General features: G+C 72.2%; 15 protein-coding genes. 7 read left to right on the top strand and 8 right to left on the bottom strand.

Features of this window, described 5'->3' with window-relative positions:
• Nucleotides 1-24 precede the first annotated feature (24 nt).
• Nucleotides 25-4,035: an alpha-(1->3)-arabinofuranosyltransferase gene (locus CF165_RS53415; protein WP_093948027.1), complete on the top strand. Its 4,011-nt coding sequence runs from the start codon at nt 25-27 to the stop codon at nt 4,033-4,035.
• A gap of 215 nt (nt 4,036-4,250) precedes the next feature.
• On the opposite strand, the gene CF165_RS14485 is transcribed toward CF165_RS53415, so the two are convergent.
• On the bottom strand, nt 4,251-5,462 hold the full coding sequence (locus CF165_RS14485) for a lipopolysaccharide biosynthesis protein (protein WP_093948026.1): 1,212 nt from the start codon (nt 5,460-5,462) through the stop codon (nt 4,251-4,253).
• 70 nt (nt 5,463-5,532) lie between these two features.
• On the opposite strand from CF165_RS14485, the gene CF165_RS14480 reads away from it, so the two are divergent.
• Genes CF165_RS14480 through CF165_RS14470 form a run of 3 tightly spaced genes read left to right on the top strand, consistent with a single transcriptional unit; the run spans nt 5,533 to nt 8,466 of the window.
• The gene (locus CF165_RS14480) at nt 5,533-7,221 is read left to right on the top strand and encodes an MmpA family trehalose lipid delivery protein (RefSeq protein ID WP_093948025.1); all 1,689 of its coding nucleotides are present in this window, start codon (nt 5,533-5,535) and stop codon (nt 7,219-7,221) included.
• 3 nt (nt 7,222-7,224) lie between these two features.
• Nucleotides 7,225-7,407 carry a hypothetical protein gene (locus CF165_RS14475; protein WP_093948024.1) on the top strand — a complete coding sequence of 61 codons (183 nt, stop codon included), beginning with the start codon at nt 7,225-7,227 and terminating at the stop codon, nt 7,405-7,407.
• A gap of 3 nt (nt 7,408-7,410) precedes the next feature.
• The gene (locus CF165_RS14470) at nt 7,411-8,466 is read left to right on the top strand and encodes a hypothetical protein (RefSeq protein WP_093948023.1); all 1,056 of its coding nucleotides are present in this window, start codon (nt 7,411-7,413) and stop codon (nt 8,464-8,466) included.
• 44 nt (nt 8,467-8,510) lie between these two features.
• Here CF165_RS14470 and CF165_RS14465 read toward each other — a convergent pair whose 3' ends face one another.
• The gene (locus tag CF165_RS14465; protein WP_240521601.1) at nt 8,511-9,668 is read right to left on the bottom strand and encodes a glycosyltransferase family 4 protein; all 1,158 of its coding nucleotides are present in this window, start codon (nt 9,666-9,668) and stop codon (nt 8,511-8,513) included.
• A gap of 145 nt (nt 9,669-9,813) precedes the next feature.
• On the opposite strand from CF165_RS14465, the gene CF165_RS14460 reads away from it, so the two are divergent.
• The gene (locus CF165_RS14460; RefSeq protein ID WP_093948021.1) at nt 9,814-10,509 is read left to right on the top strand and encodes a class I SAM-dependent methyltransferase; all 696 of its coding nucleotides are present in this window, start codon (nt 9,814-9,816) and stop codon (nt 10,507-10,509) included.
• Nucleotides 10,510-10,549: 40 nt separating this feature from the next.
• Here CF165_RS14460 and pgfA read toward each other — a convergent pair whose 3' ends face one another.
• Entirely contained in the window at nt 10,550-11,578 is a 1,029-nt protein-coding gene (gene pgfA, locus CF165_RS14455; RefSeq protein ID WP_093948020.1) for a cell envelope lipid trafficking protein PgfA, read from the bottom strand.
• A gap of 251 nt (nt 11,579-11,829) precedes the next feature.
• Here pgfA and CF165_RS14450 point away from each other — a divergent pair, with 251 nt between their 5' ends.
• Nucleotides 11,830-12,345: a hypothetical protein gene (locus tag CF165_RS14450; RefSeq protein WP_240521600.1), complete on the top strand. Its 516-nt coding sequence runs from the start codon at nt 11,830-11,832 to the stop codon at nt 12,343-12,345.
• A gap of 7 nt (nt 12,346-12,352) precedes the next feature.
• On the opposite strand, the gene CF165_RS14445 is transcribed toward CF165_RS14450, so the two are convergent.
• The 4 genes from CF165_RS14445 to CF165_RS14430 form a co-directional block, all read right to left on the bottom strand.
• Entirely contained in the window at nt 12,353-12,571 is a 219-nt protein-coding gene (locus CF165_RS14445; RefSeq protein ID WP_093948019.1) for a helix-turn-helix domain-containing protein, read from the bottom strand.
• Nucleotides 12,571-13,050, bottom strand: coding sequence for a DUF2975 domain-containing protein (locus CF165_RS14440; RefSeq protein ID WP_093948018.1), 480 nt, complete (start codon nt 13,048-13,050; stop codon nt 12,571-12,573). The genes CF165_RS14445 and CF165_RS14440 overlap by 1 nt, the downstream gene beginning before the upstream one ends.
• A gap of 50 nt (nt 13,051-13,100) precedes the next feature.
• Nucleotides 13,101-14,279 carry a PucR family transcriptional regulator gene (locus tag CF165_RS14435; protein WP_093948017.1) on the bottom strand — a complete coding sequence of 393 codons (1,179 nt, stop codon included), beginning with the start codon at nt 14,277-14,279 and terminating at the stop codon, nt 13,101-13,103.
• A gap of 68 nt (nt 14,280-14,347) precedes the next feature.
• Entirely contained in the window at nt 14,348-14,971 is a 624-nt protein-coding gene (locus tag CF165_RS14430; RefSeq protein ID WP_093948016.1) for a class I SAM-dependent DNA methyltransferase, read from the bottom strand.
• A 44-nt stretch (nt 14,972-15,015) separates the two neighbouring features.
• Here CF165_RS14430 and CF165_RS14425 point away from each other — a divergent pair, with 44 nt between their 5' ends.
• The gene (locus tag CF165_RS14425; RefSeq protein WP_093948015.1) at nt 15,016-15,492 is read left to right on the top strand and encodes a nitroreductase family deazaflavin-dependent oxidoreductase; all 477 of its coding nucleotides are present in this window, start codon (nt 15,016-15,018) and stop codon (nt 15,490-15,492) included.
• On the opposite strand, the gene CF165_RS14420 is transcribed toward CF165_RS14425, so the two are convergent.
• On the bottom strand, nt 15,482-16,015 hold the full coding sequence (locus CF165_RS14420) for a GNAT family N-acetyltransferase (protein WP_093948014.1): 534 nt from the start codon (nt 16,013-16,015) through the stop codon (nt 15,482-15,484). The genes CF165_RS14425 and CF165_RS14420 overlap by 11 nt on opposite strands.
• Between the last annotated feature and the right edge of the window lie 62 nt (nt 16,016-16,077).

The raw sequence follows: 16,077 nt of genomic DNA, 5'->3' as shown, positions 1-16,077 counted from the left end.
AGGTTTCGGCTTAGTATCTACCGGATGGTAACCAGCACCCGCGATCGAACCCGGGACGACGCCCCGCCGGTGGAGCGCGACCGCAAGTTCTCGCCCGGTGCGTTCTTCCGCCGGCCGAGCACGTGGATCGTGCTGGCGCTGACCACGTTGTCGTTCCTGCAGATGCCGGGGAAGACGACGTTCGACACGAAACTCGACCTCGCCGTCGACCCGCTCGCCTTCCTCGGCCGCGCGCTGCACCTGTGGAACCCCCAAGCCACCGCGGGGGAGCTGCAGAACCAGGCGTACGGCTACCTCTTCCCGATGGGCCCGTTCTTCGCGCTGTGCCAGGTCGCCGGCGTACCCGCGTGGATCGCGCAACGGCTGTGGGGCGCGGTCCTGCTCTCGGCCGCGTTCGGCGGCGCCCTGCTGCTGGCGCGGGCGATGAAGATCGGCACCGAACGCACGCGGCTGATCGGCGCGCTCGGGTACGCGCTCGCGCCGCGCATGCTGACCGAAATCGGCGGTCTGTCCGCGGAAATGCTGCCCGCGGTGCTGCTGCCGTGGGTGCTGGTACCCCTGGTCCGCGCCGGGACGATCGCGTCCCCGCGCCGCGCCGCCGGGCTGTCCGCGCTGGCCGTGCTGTGCATGGGCGGCGTCAACGGCGCGATGGTCGTGATGGCGCTGGTCCTGCCCGGACTGTGGCTGCTGACCCGCAAGTGGACGCGGCACCACGTCGAGCTCGTCCTGTGGTGGTTCGTCTTCGTCGTCGGCGCGACGCTGTGGTGGATCCTGCCGCTGCTGCTGCTCGGCGAGTACAGCCTGCCGTTCCTGGACTACATCGAGTCCGCGACGAACACCACCGCGCCGATGTCGCTGTTCGAGGTGCTGCGCGGGACCAACCAGTGGGTCGCCTACGTCGTGCAGGGCACGCCGTGGTGGCCCGGCGGCTGGTCCCTGATCGACAACCCGGTGCTGATGCTCGCCACCGGGCTAGTCGCCGGCGTCGGCCTGTTCGGGCTGACCCGGCGCGGCCTGCCGGAACGGCGGTTCCTGGTGCTCGGCGTGGTCACCGGCCTGACCCTGCTGACCATCGGGTACGTCGGCACGCTCGACAGCCCGCTGGCCGAGCAGGTCCGGCACCTGCTCGACGGGCCGCTCGCGCCCCTGCGCAACGTGCACAAGTTCGAGCCCGTGCTGCGGCTGCCGCTGATGCTGGCGTTCGTGCACGGCATCTCGAGCCCGGTCCGGGTGCCGTCCGCGCGCCGCTTCCTGCGGCCCGCGCTGGGCCTGCTGCTGGTGCTGGTGATGGCCGCGCCGGCGTGGCTGCTCAACCTGCGGTCCGGGCCGGGCTGGGACGAGGTGCCCGGCTACTGGTACGACGCGATGGGATACGTCGCCAAGGCCGACCCGAACGCGCGGACGCTGCTGCTGCCGGCCACCGGGTTCGGCGAGTACGACTGGGGCCGCACGGTCGACGAGCCCGCGCAGGCGATCGCGCGGAGCCCGTGGGCGGTCCGCAACCAGGTGCCGCTGGGCTCCGAAGGCAACACGCGGCTGATGGACTCCGTGGACGCGGCGCTGGCGGACGGCCGCGGCGATCCCGGGCTGGCCGCGCTGCTCGCGCGGTCCGGGTACCGGTTCCTGCTGCTGCGCAACGACATCGAACGCGAGCGGACCGCGGCACCGCCGATCGCCACCCTGCGCGCCGGGCTGGCCGGATCGCCGGGCATCGCCAAGGCGGCGGCGTTCGGGCCCCTCGAAGTCTACGAGGTGAAGCAGCCGGTGCCGCTCGCCACGGCGACGTCCACAAAGGACGTCCCGACGGTGAGCGGCGGGCCGGAGAACCTGCTGCCGCTGATCGACTCGGGCCAGCTCGACCCGGCGACGCCGACGGTGCTGACGGGTGACGGCGGCTCGGCGGGCGGCCCGCGGCTGGTCACCGACGGCCTGCGCCGGGCCGAGCGGAACGTCGGCGGCGTCCGCGACAACCTCAGCCAGACGCTGACCGCAGGCGAGGCCTACCGCCAGCAGCGCGCGGCTGGCGACCTGCTGCCGTTCCCGGGGCAGGAGCACCAGACCGTGGCCGCCTACCGGGGCATCCGCGCGGTGACGGCGTCGACGGCGGCGTCCTTCGCCGACGCCTTCGGCGGCTCCGACCCCAGCCACCAGCCGTTCGCCGCGATCGACGGCGACCCGCGCACGGCGTGGCACTCGTCGTCGTTCAGCGGGCCGGTCGGCCAGTGGCTCGAGGTGGAGCTGGACACGCCGCGGCTGGTGAACTCGGTGCAGCTGCAGATGGTCGACGACATCCGGGTCGGCTGGCCGCCCACCCGGATCCGGATCACCACCGACAACGGCTCGGTCGACCAGCAGGTGATCCGCGGCGCCGGGCCGCACGAGTACTCCGTCGCCGCGGGGGTCACGCGCAAGGTGCGGATCACGCTGCTGTCGCTGGTGGTCGGGCGGCAGGACGGGAACGTCGGCATCGCGGAGCTGAAGATCCCCGGCACCGAGCCGCAGCGCGCCCTGGAGGTGCCGGCGGACCTGCCCGCCGGCCCGGCGCCCGGGTTCGCGTTCACGCGTGGTGCGCAACCGCGTTACGCGTGCCAGCCGGTCGGTGACGCCGTGCGCTGTGACGCCATGGCCGCCCGCGACGGCGAGGAACCCGACGGGATCCGGCGGCTGTTCAGCACGCCGGCCGAGGCGACGTTCCTGGTCGGCGGCACGGTGCTGCCGGCGGGCGGCGGCCGCAACCCGGTTTCGCTGCCGGGGGTCACGGTGGCGTCGACGTCGCAGCTCGGCGGCGACCCGGCGGCGGGCGGGTTCGCGGCCGTGGACGGCGACCCGGGCACGACGTGGCGTCCCGACGTCACCGACCTGCGGCCGGCCCTGACCCTCGGGTGGGCGAGCCCGCAGCGGATCTCCGGGCTGCACATCGCGGTCGAGCCGTCGAGCGGCGCGCGCGTGCCGCGGCAGGTGCAGCTGGCCGGCAAGTCGGGGGCGCGGACGGTGCAGCTCGACGCGGGCGGGTCCGCGTCCTTCGAGCCCCTGGACACCGACCAGCTGCAGATCGTCCTGCCGGGCGACGACGACGATCCGGCGGCCCGGGCGGTGGTGGGCATCGGCAGCCTTTCGCTGTCCGGGAGCCCCGAGTTGCTGCCGGGGCCGGACCCGGCGTTCACGGTGCCGTGCGGGTCGGGGCCGAACGTCCACCTCGACGGTCTCGACTACCGGACGTCGGTGCAGGGCACGCTGTCCGACATCACCCGGCACCGGCCGCTGGCGCTGCGGATGTGCCGGGACTCCGAAGGCGGCATCGCGCTCCCGTCGGGCGGGCACGAGCTGCGGACGGACCGGTCGGAGTCGTTCGTGGTCCAGGACCTGTGGCTGCGCCCGGCCAGCCCCGCCACGCCACCGGTGCACCGCGCGGTGCGGGTGGGCGGCTGGGACGCGGCGTCGCGGTCGGTGACGGTGGCGCCGGGCCCGGAGGCGGTGCTGGCGGTCCCGGAGAACGCGAACGCGGGCTGGGTGGCCACTTTGGACGGTCAGCAGCTGACGCGCACCCGGGTGGACGGCTGGCAGCAGGCGTGGATCGTCCCGGCCGGCGCGGGCGGAGTGGTGTCGCTGGAGTTCGAGCCGGACTCGCACTACCGCCTGAGCCTCCTGATCGGCGCGGCGGCGGTGCTGGCGCTGCTGATCGGGGTGGCGTGGCCGGCCCGCCGGCGCCGCTTCACGATCTCGGCGGGCGGTGGGTGGGTACCGGTGGTGCTGATCGGCCTGCTGGTGGCGCTGGGCGGGATGCTGCCGGTGGTGCTGCTGATCGCGTGCCTGCTGGCCCGCCAGTTCTCGGAGCGCGCGCCCCGGTACCTGGCGTTCGGCGGCATGGTGGTGGCGGCCGGAGTGTCGGTGACGGGCCGCGTCCTGGGCCACGGCCAAGAGTGGGCCTACGGCCCGGTGACCCAGGCGGCCCTCCTCCTGGCGGCGGCCGCGATGGCGGCAACCTGCGTGGAGTGGTTCACCCGCAAGGAAAACCCCACCGAACCAACGACCTAGAGTTGCGCTTCCGAGGTTCGTCGACAGCGGCCCGGCTCAAGCGCCCCAATGTGGCGTTCGGTGCGTCCAGCGCACCCAATGTGGCGTTCGGTGCGTTGAACGCAACCAACGCCACATTGGGGCGCTTGCCCGGCACTGTGGACAACCGAGGCTTACTGCCCGGAGGGCGCCGGGATTTGTCGGTGCCTGCCGGTAGCGTGGAAAACGGGGGCTGCTCAGGAAGCCTGGGTCGTGCGGCGGGGCCGGAGCTCCAGGATCGCCCCCGCCAAGGCCAGGCCGCCCGCGGTGCAGGCCGCCGCCGTGACCACCTGGGTTGCCGAGCCGTGCAGCCAGGTCGTGATCAGCAGCGCCTCGACGGCGACCGCCGTCCACATCAGGACCGTCACGCGGCGGTCGCCGTCCGCCAGGCGGGCGTACAGCAGGATCTGGACCAGTGCCAGCATCGAGCCCGCCAGCGCGAACGGCCACACCGGCATCGTGCTGCCCGCATAGCGCGCGCCGCCGATCAACGCCAGCAGCGAAGGCCCCAGCACCAGCGAAACCAGCAGCACGAACGCGTCCAGGAACGCGCACACCGCCAACGCGAGCGGCAGGACCCGGCGGCGGCCCGAAGAGGCCGCGAACCGGGGGAGGACCAGCACCCCGACCGCCTGCGGCAGCCAGTACGCGATCTTCGTGACGATCGCGCCCAGCGCGTACTCGCCCGCGGAGCCGGCGGGCAGCGTGTGGCGCGCCAGCACCAGGTCCAGGTTCACCAGCAGCACCAGCGCGAGCATCGCCTGGGCCGTATGGAGTACTTCGCCGCCGTGGCGGTCGGCCCAGCGGGGACGCGGGCGGCCGCAGATCTGCCAGCCCGCCACGACCACCACCAGCGAACCGATCGCCGTCCCGGCCAGCGCGCCGGCGGTGGAGTGCGAGACGACCAGGCCCACCAGGGAACCGCCGACCTTGCCCGCGCCTTCCAGCGCGATCAGGCCGGCCAGCGTCGCGAACCGGTGGCTGCCCTGCAGCAGCCCGTGGAACAGCCCCAGCAGCGTCAACGGCCCGAGTGCGGCCGTCACCAGCAGGGCCGGCGTTAGCGAGCCCAGGTGCAGCAGGAGGACCAGCAACGGGCTGAGCGTGAGCGCCGCCGTCGCGACGATCCCGCTCGTCACCAGGCCGAGCGCGAACAAGGAACCCTGCGAAAGCGACGGCGACCGCGCCACCCGCAGCGCCACGACCGTCTGCAGGCCCATCGCCGGGACGACGCCGATCACCAGCACCGCCAGCAGCGAGCTCAGCTCCCCGAACGCGCCGGGCGCGAGGATCCGCGCGGCCACCAGGCTCAGCACGTAGCTGGCCGCGTTGTTGCCCGCGAGCGCGAGGGAGACGAGGATCGCCGCGACCCGGTTGCCGGTCCGGGCCGGGACTTCGGTGTCTACGCTCAACGGGGGACTCCCATTACCGGCGAGTAATGACCTGCGACCTTAACCGCGCGGGCAACGGAAAGGAAGGGCAGTGGACGCACCGGGCAGGCGGTTCGCGCTCCCCGTGCTGTCCGCCGTACTGGCCTTCGCCGTCTGCGGGCCGTTGCTGGGCCGCGGGTTCGTCCTGAGCTACGACATGGTTTTCGCGCCACGCCAGTACTTCGTGCCGGACGCCGTCGGGCTCGGCAGCACCCTGCCGCGGTCGGTCCCCGCCGACGCCGCCGTCGCGCTCGCCACCGCCGTGCTGCCCGGCGACATCGTCCAGAAACTCGTCCTGCTCCTGGCCATCTTCTTCGCCGCGCTGGGCGCCGGGCGGCTCGTCCCCACCGAGCACACCGGCACCCGGCTCGTCGCCGCGACGGCCTACGCCTGGACGCCGTACGTCGCCGAGCGGCTGTTCATCGGACACTGGCCGTTGCTGCTGACCTACGCGTGCCTGCCGTGGATCGTCCGGGCCGGGCTCGCCGTGCGCCGGCACGAGCCGAACGCCCTGCCGAAGCTGGTGATCGCGTGCGCCCCGGCCGTGCTGACCCCGCCGGGCGGGGTGCTGGCCGCCGCCGTCATGGCCGTGGCCGCCGGGTCGCGGCGGCTCTGGCTGACGCTCGCCATCGCCGTCGCCCTGAACCTGCCGTGGCTGCTGCCGACGCTCCTCGACGCCGGTGGCACGTACTCCGACCCCGCCGGCGTCGCGGCGTTCAGCGCCCGCGCCGAAAGCTGGGGGCCCGCGCTGCTCAGCGTGCTCGGGCTGGGCGGCATCTGGAACGCCGAAACGGTGCCCGGCAGCCGGGCCATGCCGCTGATCCCGGTGCTGACGCTCGTCGTCGTCGCCATCGCGATCGCCGGGCTCTTCCCGCTCACGCAGCGGTGGGGGAAGGCGCCGGCACGGTCCCTGTTCGCTCTGGGCCTCGCCGGTGTCCTCCTGGCGTCGCTGGCGACCCTGCCGGGCGGGGACGCGCTGCTGACCGCGGCGACGCGCCACCTGCCCGGCGCCGGGCTCCTGCGGGACGCCCAGAAGTGGGTCGCCTGGTGGGCTTTGCCGCTCGCGCTGGGGTTCGCGCTGGCCGTCGAAGCCGCGGCGGCGAAACTGCGCACCTCCGGTGGCCGCGTCGCCCTGGTGGCCGCGGCGGCCGCGTTCCCGCTGCTCACCATGCCGGACCTGGCGTGGGCCGGCTGGGGACGGCTCGGCACCGCGCAGTACCCGGACGACTGGCGGGCGGTGTCCGAGGTGCTCGGTGCCGACGACCGGCCGGGCGACGTGCTGACGTTGCCGCTTTCGGCGTTCCGCGGGTTCGCCTGGAACGCCGACCGCACCCAGCTCGACCCGGCGCCGCGCGCTCTGCCGAAACCCGTGCTGATGGACGACACCCTGGTCGTCGGCACCGAGCGCGTCGCCGGCGAAGACCCGCGGATCGGGGACGTCCGCGCCGCGACGTCCGCGCGGGAGCTCACCGCCGAGGGCATCGGCTGGATCCTCGTCGAACACGGGACACCCGGCGACGTCGACTCGCGGTTGCTCGCCGACGCGACCCCGGCCTGGTCCGGTGCGTGGCTGACGCTCTACCGGACGCCCGGTGTGCCCGTGGTGAAAGGGATTTCGTGGGCGCCCGCCGTCGTGGCGAACGGAGTAGCGCTGACGTTGCTGTGCGTCGCACTGTTGTGCCGCATGTTACCGATGCGTACATTGGGCCGCGGCAGGAATTCCCCGCCGCGGAAGGAGTGACACGTGGGCACGGTCATCGGCATCATCGCCGCCGTCATCATCGGGGGCGGCACGGCGACCGGAGCGGGGTTCGCGCTCATCAGCAGCGCCGACCCGGACAGCTCCGCCCAGGTGCAGGAAAAGCTGAACGCGCAGGTGAAGTACAACCCCGCCGACCACCCGAACAAGATCTACGGGGACCGCTGACGCGTGACCCGGCTCGCCTCCGACCACGCGCACCGCGTCGTCGGGCTCTACGGCGACCCCACCGTTTCCTGGAGCATCCTCCTCGAAGCGGACCTCGCCGCGGCCCCGCCCGAACCGGAAAAGCTCCGCGCCCGGCTGGCCGCCGCGATCCAGCAGTACCCGCACCTCGGTCTGCTGCCCGAAATCGAAGTGACGGCCGACCTGCCCGCCGTCCGCGACCGCTTCGCTTCGGTGCCCTACGAACGCACCGAGCCGCTCGTCCGCGTCGCCGTCCGCACCGGCGAACCGACCTTGCTCGTCGCCGCCCACCACGGCGCCCTCGACGGCCTCGGTCTCCTGGCCCTGCTGGGCATCCTCCTCGACGTCCCGGTTTCCTCGGCGGCGCGCGGGATCGGCGAACGTCCCGGTGGCAGGTCCTTTGCGGTTTCGGCCCTCCAGCGGCTCGCTGAGGCACTTTTCGCGCCGCCGGGCCGGATCAGCCCCGACCGTGCCGTGGCGGCCGCAGGAGACGTCTTCGCCGCCCGTCGCGAACCGCGGCTGCGCCTGGGAGCCGCGGGGTTCGTGGCGGCCGCCGTCCGCGCCACCGAACGCTGGAACCGCGCGCACGGTGCCCGGACCGCCCGCGTCGTGGCGGCGGTGGGTGCGTCACGGCGGTCCGGCGCGGCGCCGGAACCGGTGCACGACAGCGCGTTCTTCCGGCTGCGGCTCGGCCGTGGCGCGGACGCCGCCGCGGTGCTGGCCGCGCAGGCGCCCGAACCGGACTTCCCCGTCCGCAGCAGCAGGCTCGCCCGCCTGGGCACCCGGCTGCTGGCGAGCAGGCTGGGTTCGACGTTCCTCGTGTCCAACCTCGGCTTGGTGTCCACTGGGGACACCGTGCGTTCGCTGGCGTTCTACCCGGCGGCCAGTGGCCGGTCAGGGGTGGCGTTCGGCGCGGCGACCACCGGCGGGACCACGACCGTGACCGTGCGCGCGCGCCGCAAGGACTTCGACGCGCCTGCCGCCGCCCGGTTGCTGGACGAGTTCCGCGACGCGGTGCGGGGTCAGGCCGCGCGGCCATGACATGAACGACTCTTTCCTGTCGTCCGGTGACAGGAAAGAGTCGTTCATGACATCACGGGCCGCTGCTCGGCGCGGTGCGGGGTGAGGACCCGGGGACGGGGTGCGGGGCGTCCGGAGGTGGCGCGGACCAGGGACTCGAACTGGGCGGCGCTCGCGTTCCAGCTGTACAGGCCGGCCCGCTCGGCACCGGCCAGGCCCATCTCCGTGCGCCTCGGCGCGTCGGCGAGCAGATCGTCGACCCGGGCGGTGAAATCCTCGAAATCCTCCGCCAGCAGGCCGGTGCGACCCTCCACGATGGACTCGGCGACGCCGCCGGCGGCGCGGTAGGCGACCGACGGCACGCCGTGCGCCGCGGCCTCCATGATGACGATGCCCCAGCCCTCCTTGACCGACGGGCACAGGTGCACCCACGACCGCGCGAGGATCTCGTGCTTGGCCTGCTCGTCTACCCAGCCGTGCAGGACGACCCGGTCCGCGACACCGCGCTCGGCGGCGTGCGCGCGCAGCACCTCGTCCCACGGACCCTGCCCGACGACTTCCAGCCGCAGGGACGGCCAGCGACCCGCCAGCCGCGCGACGACGTCGATGGCGTGCTCGATCCGCTTGTGCGGCACCAGCCTGCTCACCGCGACCAGGGTGGGTTCGGGGTCCCGGCCGGACGTGCAGGGCGGCGGCGCGTCGAGGCCGTTCGGCACCACGGTGACGCGCTCCCGGTCGACGCCGAGCCCGGCCAGCTCAACCTTGGTGACCTCGGAAACCGTGACGTAGCGGCACTTGCGGAACAGCCGCGGCGCCAGCCACGACTCGATCCACCAGCCGATCCGGCCCAGCGTCTCGCCGAGCGCGCTGATCCACTGTTCCTTGTGGACGTGGTGCACGAGCACCAGCACCGGGCAGCCGGCGACCAGCCGGGCGAAGAAGGGCATGCCGTTCTGGACGTCCACCACGAGGTCCGCGCGGGCCCGGCGGATCGCCCGCAGGGCGTGCGCGTAGACGCCGAACTTGTTGCCCCGCCGCCGGTAGCGGACGCCGTCGCGCCACTCGCCCGCGGCCGCGCCGGCGTAGGCGGCGCACTGGATCTCGACCCGGTACCCCGCTTTCGCGAGCCCTTCGGCCATCCGCTCGACGTACCGCTCCGACCCGCCGCCTTCGGGATGGCCGGTGTCGCGCCAGTTGACGAGGAGCACACGAGGACGTTCCATCGGGTTATCCAAACTCCTGCGACGATGCTAGGTTACCGGTGCGTACACCCTAGATGAACGTATTCGGGAAAGCGACGGTTCAATGGTAGGTAATCCTGTTATCGTCGCGACGGCACGGCCGCACCGCGCCACGCTCCGCCGTTCCGTGACGCTGTTCCGGACGTTCCTCACCGAACAGACGGACCCGGACGGCTTCTATTCGGCGCTGGCCGCCGACTCCGTCCGGCAATTGGCTTCGCACGCTCCGCTGTCGGGGCGCACAGTACTCGACGTCGGCGGGGGACCCGGCTATTTCTCGGACGCGTTCCGCGCGGCCGGCGCCGCCTATCTCGGCCTCGATCCCGACGTCGGCGAACTGTCCGCGCGGGGCGAGCCCGGCGAGAACATGATCCGCGCCAGCGGCACGGAACTGCCGGTGCGCACCGGTTCCGTCGACGTCTGCTACTCGTCGAACGTGCTCGAACACGTGTCGGAGCCGTGGGTCATGCTCGACGAAATGTGCCGGGTGACCAAACCCGGCGGCACGGTTTTCGCCTCGTTCACGCCGTGGTATTCGCCGTGGGGCGGCCACGAGACGGCGCCGTGGCACTTCCTCGGCGGCGACTACGCCCGGCAGCGCTATCTCCGCAAACTCGGAAAGCAGCCCAAGAACAAATTCGGGGAAAGCCTGTTCCCGGTTTCGGTCGGCGCCGCACTTCGCTGGGCGAAGGCGACGCCGCTCGCCGACCTGGTGGCCGGTTATCCGCGGTACCACCCGAGCTGGGCGATGTGGATCGTGCGGGTTCCCGGCCTGCGGGAAATAGCTTCCTGGAATCTGGTCCTGGTCCTGCGGAGACGGTGACAACCGGGGGGCTCCGGCACCGGAGCCCCCGAAAGGAAAGTCAGGTACGGGCGAAAACCACCTGGCGCCGCTGCCTCGGCGCCGGCGGCGGGGTCGGACGGCGGCGGAACAGCAGGTAGAGCGCGACCAGGATCAGCACCCCGCCGCCGATGCCCAGCCACAGCGGGCCGGTGCTCGACAGGAACTCCAGCTTGCCCCTGTTCTCGTCGACCTGGTCGACCATCTGCGCGATCGTCTTGCCGTTGTAGGCGAGCGTCCCGTCGAACACGACGGTCGTGCTCGTGCCCGCCCGCAGTTCCTGGTGCTGCTGTTGCTGCTGGTTCACCTCGATCCCGGTGACCGGCTCCACCCACATCGTGTTGACACCGCGGTAGTAGAGGTCGGCCGTGACGGACGACTCGGCCGAACCGATGAGCGAGCCGGGGACCTTCTTCGAGTCGAGCTTCGTGTCGGGGATGTTCTGGACGAACTTGTAGGTCTCGATCCCGTTGACCGTCTCGGTGCCGGTGTACTTGGCGGTGACGGCCGCGCCGGTGTTGTCGTCGTAGACCTTGTAGTCCTTCTGCTCGGTGCCGAACGGGAACTTGAAGTTCAAGCCGGGCTGAGCCTTGTCGACGTTCGTCCCGTCCGGTCCGGTGACGTAGCTGCTCTTGGCGTCGCACTTCGGGTCATTCGCGCCGTTCGGCTCGTAGCCCTCGGCGGTTCGCCGGTCGAAGCAGACCTGCCGCTTGGTCGCGCTGACCATGGTGCCGTCGGCGTCGTCCTTGACCTGCACCCCGAGCAGCCAGACCGCGTAATCGGTGTCCTTGTGCATCTCCGGCGCGGCGAAGTTCGCCTGCACGCGGCCGGTCGCGGTCAGTTTCGCGTTCTCGCGGATCTTGGCGACCGGGCCGGACCCGTTGTCGGTCACGGCGAGGACCTTGCTCGCGGTGCCTTCCAGCACCGACGTCGAGTCCTGGTCGAGCGGCACCTTGGCGAGCTTCGGGTAGACGTAGGTCGGCAGCACCACTGCCCCGGCGACCGCGAAAACCCCCAGCGCCAGCAAGATCAGGCCGAAAGCTCGTCGCAACGGTCCTCCTGGGTCGTACTCCGTACACGCAAATTACCCGGCGGTAATCAGTGCGCAGATAGTGGCGCGCACCACGTCGCGCGTCAAAGTGTGACCCGCGGTTACAGACACCCGGTGCGACCGGAAGGCCGCATGGGCACGGCCGTTCGGACCAAGCGACCAAACATGTTTGTTCCCGGGCACAACGGGCAGGGCCCCACCATCGGACGATCCACACCCGCCGCGCCGGAGAGCAAAGGAGAAACTCCCTGTTGTCGCAGGACCCTTCCCTGGTCGCCATCGCGGCGACCGCGCGCTGGCGGGCCCGGATCGTGGCGGCCGCCGCGAGCGCGGGCATCACCCTCGCCGATCCCCTCGCGGGCGTCCCCGGAATCCGGGTGCTCACCTGCGCCCGGGGCGACCTCGGGGCGATCGTGCCGCGGCTCGCCCGTGACGGCGAGCCGTCCCGCCCGGCCATCGGCGCCCACTCCGACTCGATCGCCGACCGCGAGCTGCGCGACGCCGTCGCGGACGTGGCCGCGCTGCTTTCCTTGCACGGCAATGTCGTGCTCGACCTCGACGCGGGAGGCCGCAGGCACCCGCCCGCGCGGCCGGACGTCGTCGTCTCGGCGGGCTCGGATCATCCTCAGTGGACGGAACCGGCGGTGACGCTCCCGGTGGGCACGGACCGGCGCGGGGGGCCGCTCACGGTGGCGCTCACCGCCGGCCCCGGCTTCGAAGGTGCCCTGCTGGAACTGGCCCGCCTCGTCGAAGCGGACGCGGCTTAGCCCCGGCCTAGTCTTCGTCCTCCACGTCGACCCATTCGAGCAGGTCACCGGGCTGGCAGCCGAGCACCCGGCACATGGCTTCCAGGGTGCTGAAGCGCACGGCCTTGGCGCGCCCGTTCTTCAGCACGGCGACGTTGGCGGGCGTGAGCCCGACCTTCTCGGCGAACTCCCCGACGCTCATCTTGCGCTTGGCCAGTTCGACGTCGATGCGCACGACGATCGGCATCAGATGACCGCTTCCATGTCGGAGCGCAGCGCGGTGGCCTGCCGCAGCAGCGCGCGCATGACCACCATCAGCAGCCCGATCACCGTGATCCCGACGGTCACCAGGAACAGCACCATCGGCATCCCGGGGTCGTCCGCGTTGAAGCCCACGAAGATCAGCATGCCCGCGAAGACCACCCACGCGGCGCCCACGGCCCAGACGATCGCGTCGACCCACTTCAGGGACGCGGTGGTGAAGATCCGGTCCTTCTTGACCAGCGTCAGCAGCTTCCAGGTCGCGACGAGGATCACCTGCACGCACAACACGAGGAACACCGCGATGGCGGTCAGCGGCCAGCGCAGCGGCGCGTCGTGCGGGTTCTGCTGTGTGTGGTAGGCAATCCCGCCCGGCAGGGAGAGCGTCTGGAAGACGAGGAGGACGCCGAAGAGCACGACGAGGAAGATTCTGAGCGCGGCAACGGCCCACTTCTCGGTAACCATGCGACGACTATCGCCGTCGATCTATCGAAAGTCAATAGGTAGTTGTCGATCTACGATGGCTCCGGATCGAGCCGCACCGATTCGAGCGCGACGTACAGCTCGCCGATGTCGACCGGGTCGGTGAGGTCCCGCTTGGTCAGCTCCTGCACGCGGCGCAGCCGGTAGCGGACCGTGTTGGGGTGCACGAACAGCCGGTCCGCGGCCTCCTTCGCCGAGCCGTGGCCGGCGAACCACGCGAGCAGCGTGTCCAGCAGGACCTTGCGTTCGGCGCCCGGCAGCGTGAGCACGCCGGCCAGCGCCGACCGCACGACATCGCGGGCCATCCCCGGCGCGGCGGCGACCAGCGTCGTCACCGGCGAGTCGCCGAACACCACGACACCAGCCGTCCCCGACGGCAGCGAGCGGCGGGCGATCCGGGCGCGGTGCAGGGCGTCCGGCACGTCGGGGAAGCCGGTGAACGGCCTGCTCATCCCGGCCGCCACCGGCAGGGAACCGAGCACTTCGCGCAACCGCCGGACGTCCTCGATCCGGTCGATCGCGACCAGCCCCGCCTCGCCGCCGGGCCGCCACGCCGACCGCCAGCGGCGCGCCCGCAGCAGCGCCTCGACGGAGTCGTGCTCGTCCGGCTCGACGCGTTCGGTGACGACGGTGACGAACATGCCCGCGGTCGGCAGGCCCAGCTCGCGCGCGGCGGCCTCCATGTCCGCCTGGCTGACGAGCCTGCCGCGCAGCAGGTCGTCCAGCAGCCGCGCGTTCGCGTGCGACGGCTCGGCCGCGACCTCCTCGTACGCCGTGGTCAGCGCGTCCGAATAGAGGTCGATCGCCTTCCAGACGTAGGAGTTGATCTGGATCGTCCGGGTCGGGTTGAGGAACTCCGGGCCGGCGAGCTCGAGGAGGGCTTCGTAGACGAAGGTGCCGCCGATGCGGAACGCGCGCAGCACGGCGGGCAGCGGGATGCCCTGGCGTGCCTGGACGAGCCCGGTCTTGCGGGCGGCGTCGATGGCGAGGCCGTGCCCTTCGGCGACCGCGGTCAGCGCGCGTTCGAGGTTGGCCCGGCACACCTGGCGCAGCTCGCCGGGCGCGACGCGCTCCACCTGGCGGTAGAAGTCGTCCTGCTCGCCGAGCAGCCGGGCGAGGCGGTCGGCGAACTCCGGCAGCCTCGCCAGCATCTCGCGGACGAGCTGGCGGTGCTCGCGAGGTACCGGCGTGGCCAGAGCTTCGATGCCCATTCCTCACTTTAGCTCGGGTCCCCCGCCGGGAACACGCACAAACTTGAGCAAAATTCACATCTGTCGGGTCAGGCCGGTTTGCGGGCGGCCAGGTAGAGCTGCTCCTCCGGCCGGACGCCGGGATGGCTCGACTCGTACCGCACCAGCTCGCGGTAGACGATCTCCAGGCCGGCGCCCTCCAGCCGCGCGACGAACGTCTCGGGAGGATAGCTGCTCGCGCGGATCGGGTGCCCGAGGAAGCTGAACTCGACCTCGTCGGCGTCCGCCGCCACCGTGCCGAGCACGAAGCAGCCGCCGGGCACGAGCCACGTCGCCGCCTTCGCCAGCACTGCGTCGATCTCGGCGCGGCTCATCTGGAGGAGGGAAAAGAACGCGGTGACCACGTCCCGGCTTCCGGGCGGCTGGGTGAGGGTGCGGAGGTCGGCCTGCTCGAACCGCGCGGCCGGGACCTGGGCTCGCGCGATTTCGATCATCTCCGCCGAGACGTCGTACCCGGTGACGTCGTGCCCGGCGGCGGCGAGGGTCTCCGCGACCGGGCGGCCGGTGCCCGACCCGAGGTCGACGACCGTGGCGCCCGGGGAGAGCCGGCCGAGCAGCCACTCGAGCACGGCCTTCTGCCCGGCCTGGTCGGGAAAGGCGGTCTCGTAGTCCTTGCCGAGCGCGTCGTAGACTTCGGCGGCGGTTTCCGTCATGTGCCGAACCCTGCCAGGAAACCCGGTGCGGTTAGGGTTCCGGCGTGGCCGGTTTACGAAGTGTCTTCGCCGGGTTCGGCAAGAGCAGGGCGTTCGCGGTGCTCGGGCGGGCGCTGGTGCCCGCCGACCGGGTGCTGCTGCGCGTCAGCGGCGGCCGGGTCGGGGTCGGCGCGGCCGTCGGGTTGCGGACGCTGCTGCTCACCACCATCGGGCGCCGCAGTGGTGAGCCGCGGCAGGTGCCGCTGCTGTACGTCGAACGCGGTGGCGGGTACGTCGTGATCGGCTCGAACTGGGGTGGCGAGGCCCACCCCGCCTGGTCGGCGAACCTCCTGGCGAACCCGAAGGCGACGGTCGCGATCGGCGGCCGGACCTCCGACGTCACCGGCCGGCTGCTGACCGGGGACGAGCGGCAGGAGATGTGGGACGCCGTCGCCTCGTACTGGCCCGCCTACGACCGCTACGCCGTGCGGGCCGGGCACCGCGAAATCCGCGTCTTCCTGCTGGAGCCCGTCAGTCGATGAGGTCGGTGTGCCGGAGCCGGTACACCTGCAGGCGCAGGTTGTAGTACTTGTCCGTCTCGCCGACCCACCGCATGCCGAGCCGCTTGGCCACGGCGATCGCGCGCGTGTTGTTCGGCCGCGCCACCGCGAACAGCTCCTCGGTGTCCTGGGTGAACGCCCACCCGATCAGCGCCGTCGCCGCCTCCGACGCGTAGCCCTTGCCCCAGACGCCGGGGGCGAGCTGCCAGCTCAGCTCGAGGTCCTCCTCGAACGGTGGCAGCAGCCGGATGCCGAGGCCGCCGATCACGACGCCGTCGTCCTTGCGCTGCACCGCCCACCGGCCGCGCGGCGGCGGCAGGTTCGGCTGCGCCTCCTGCCACGCCTGCAGCACCGCGCGCATCGCGCCGACGTCGCCGACGCGGTCCATGGCCGGGGTCAGCCAGTGCGTGACGTCCTCCGCGCCGTAGATCGCGAACGCGGCTTCGGCGTCGTCCACCGTCCAGTCCCGGATCACGAGCCGGTCGGTGCTCAACGGAGTCTCCATAACAGACGCTACGCCCGGAAGTCCTTGATTGTTCCCGCGACGGCCTACAGTCGGCCCGTGGA

The sequence above is a fragment of the Amycolatopsis vastitatis genome (assembly GCF_002234595.1).
GTDB lineage: Bacteria > Actinomycetota > Actinomycetes > Mycobacteriales > Pseudonocardiaceae > Amycolatopsis > Amycolatopsis vastitatis.
This window is presented reverse-complemented; position numbering and strand designations above follow the sequence as displayed.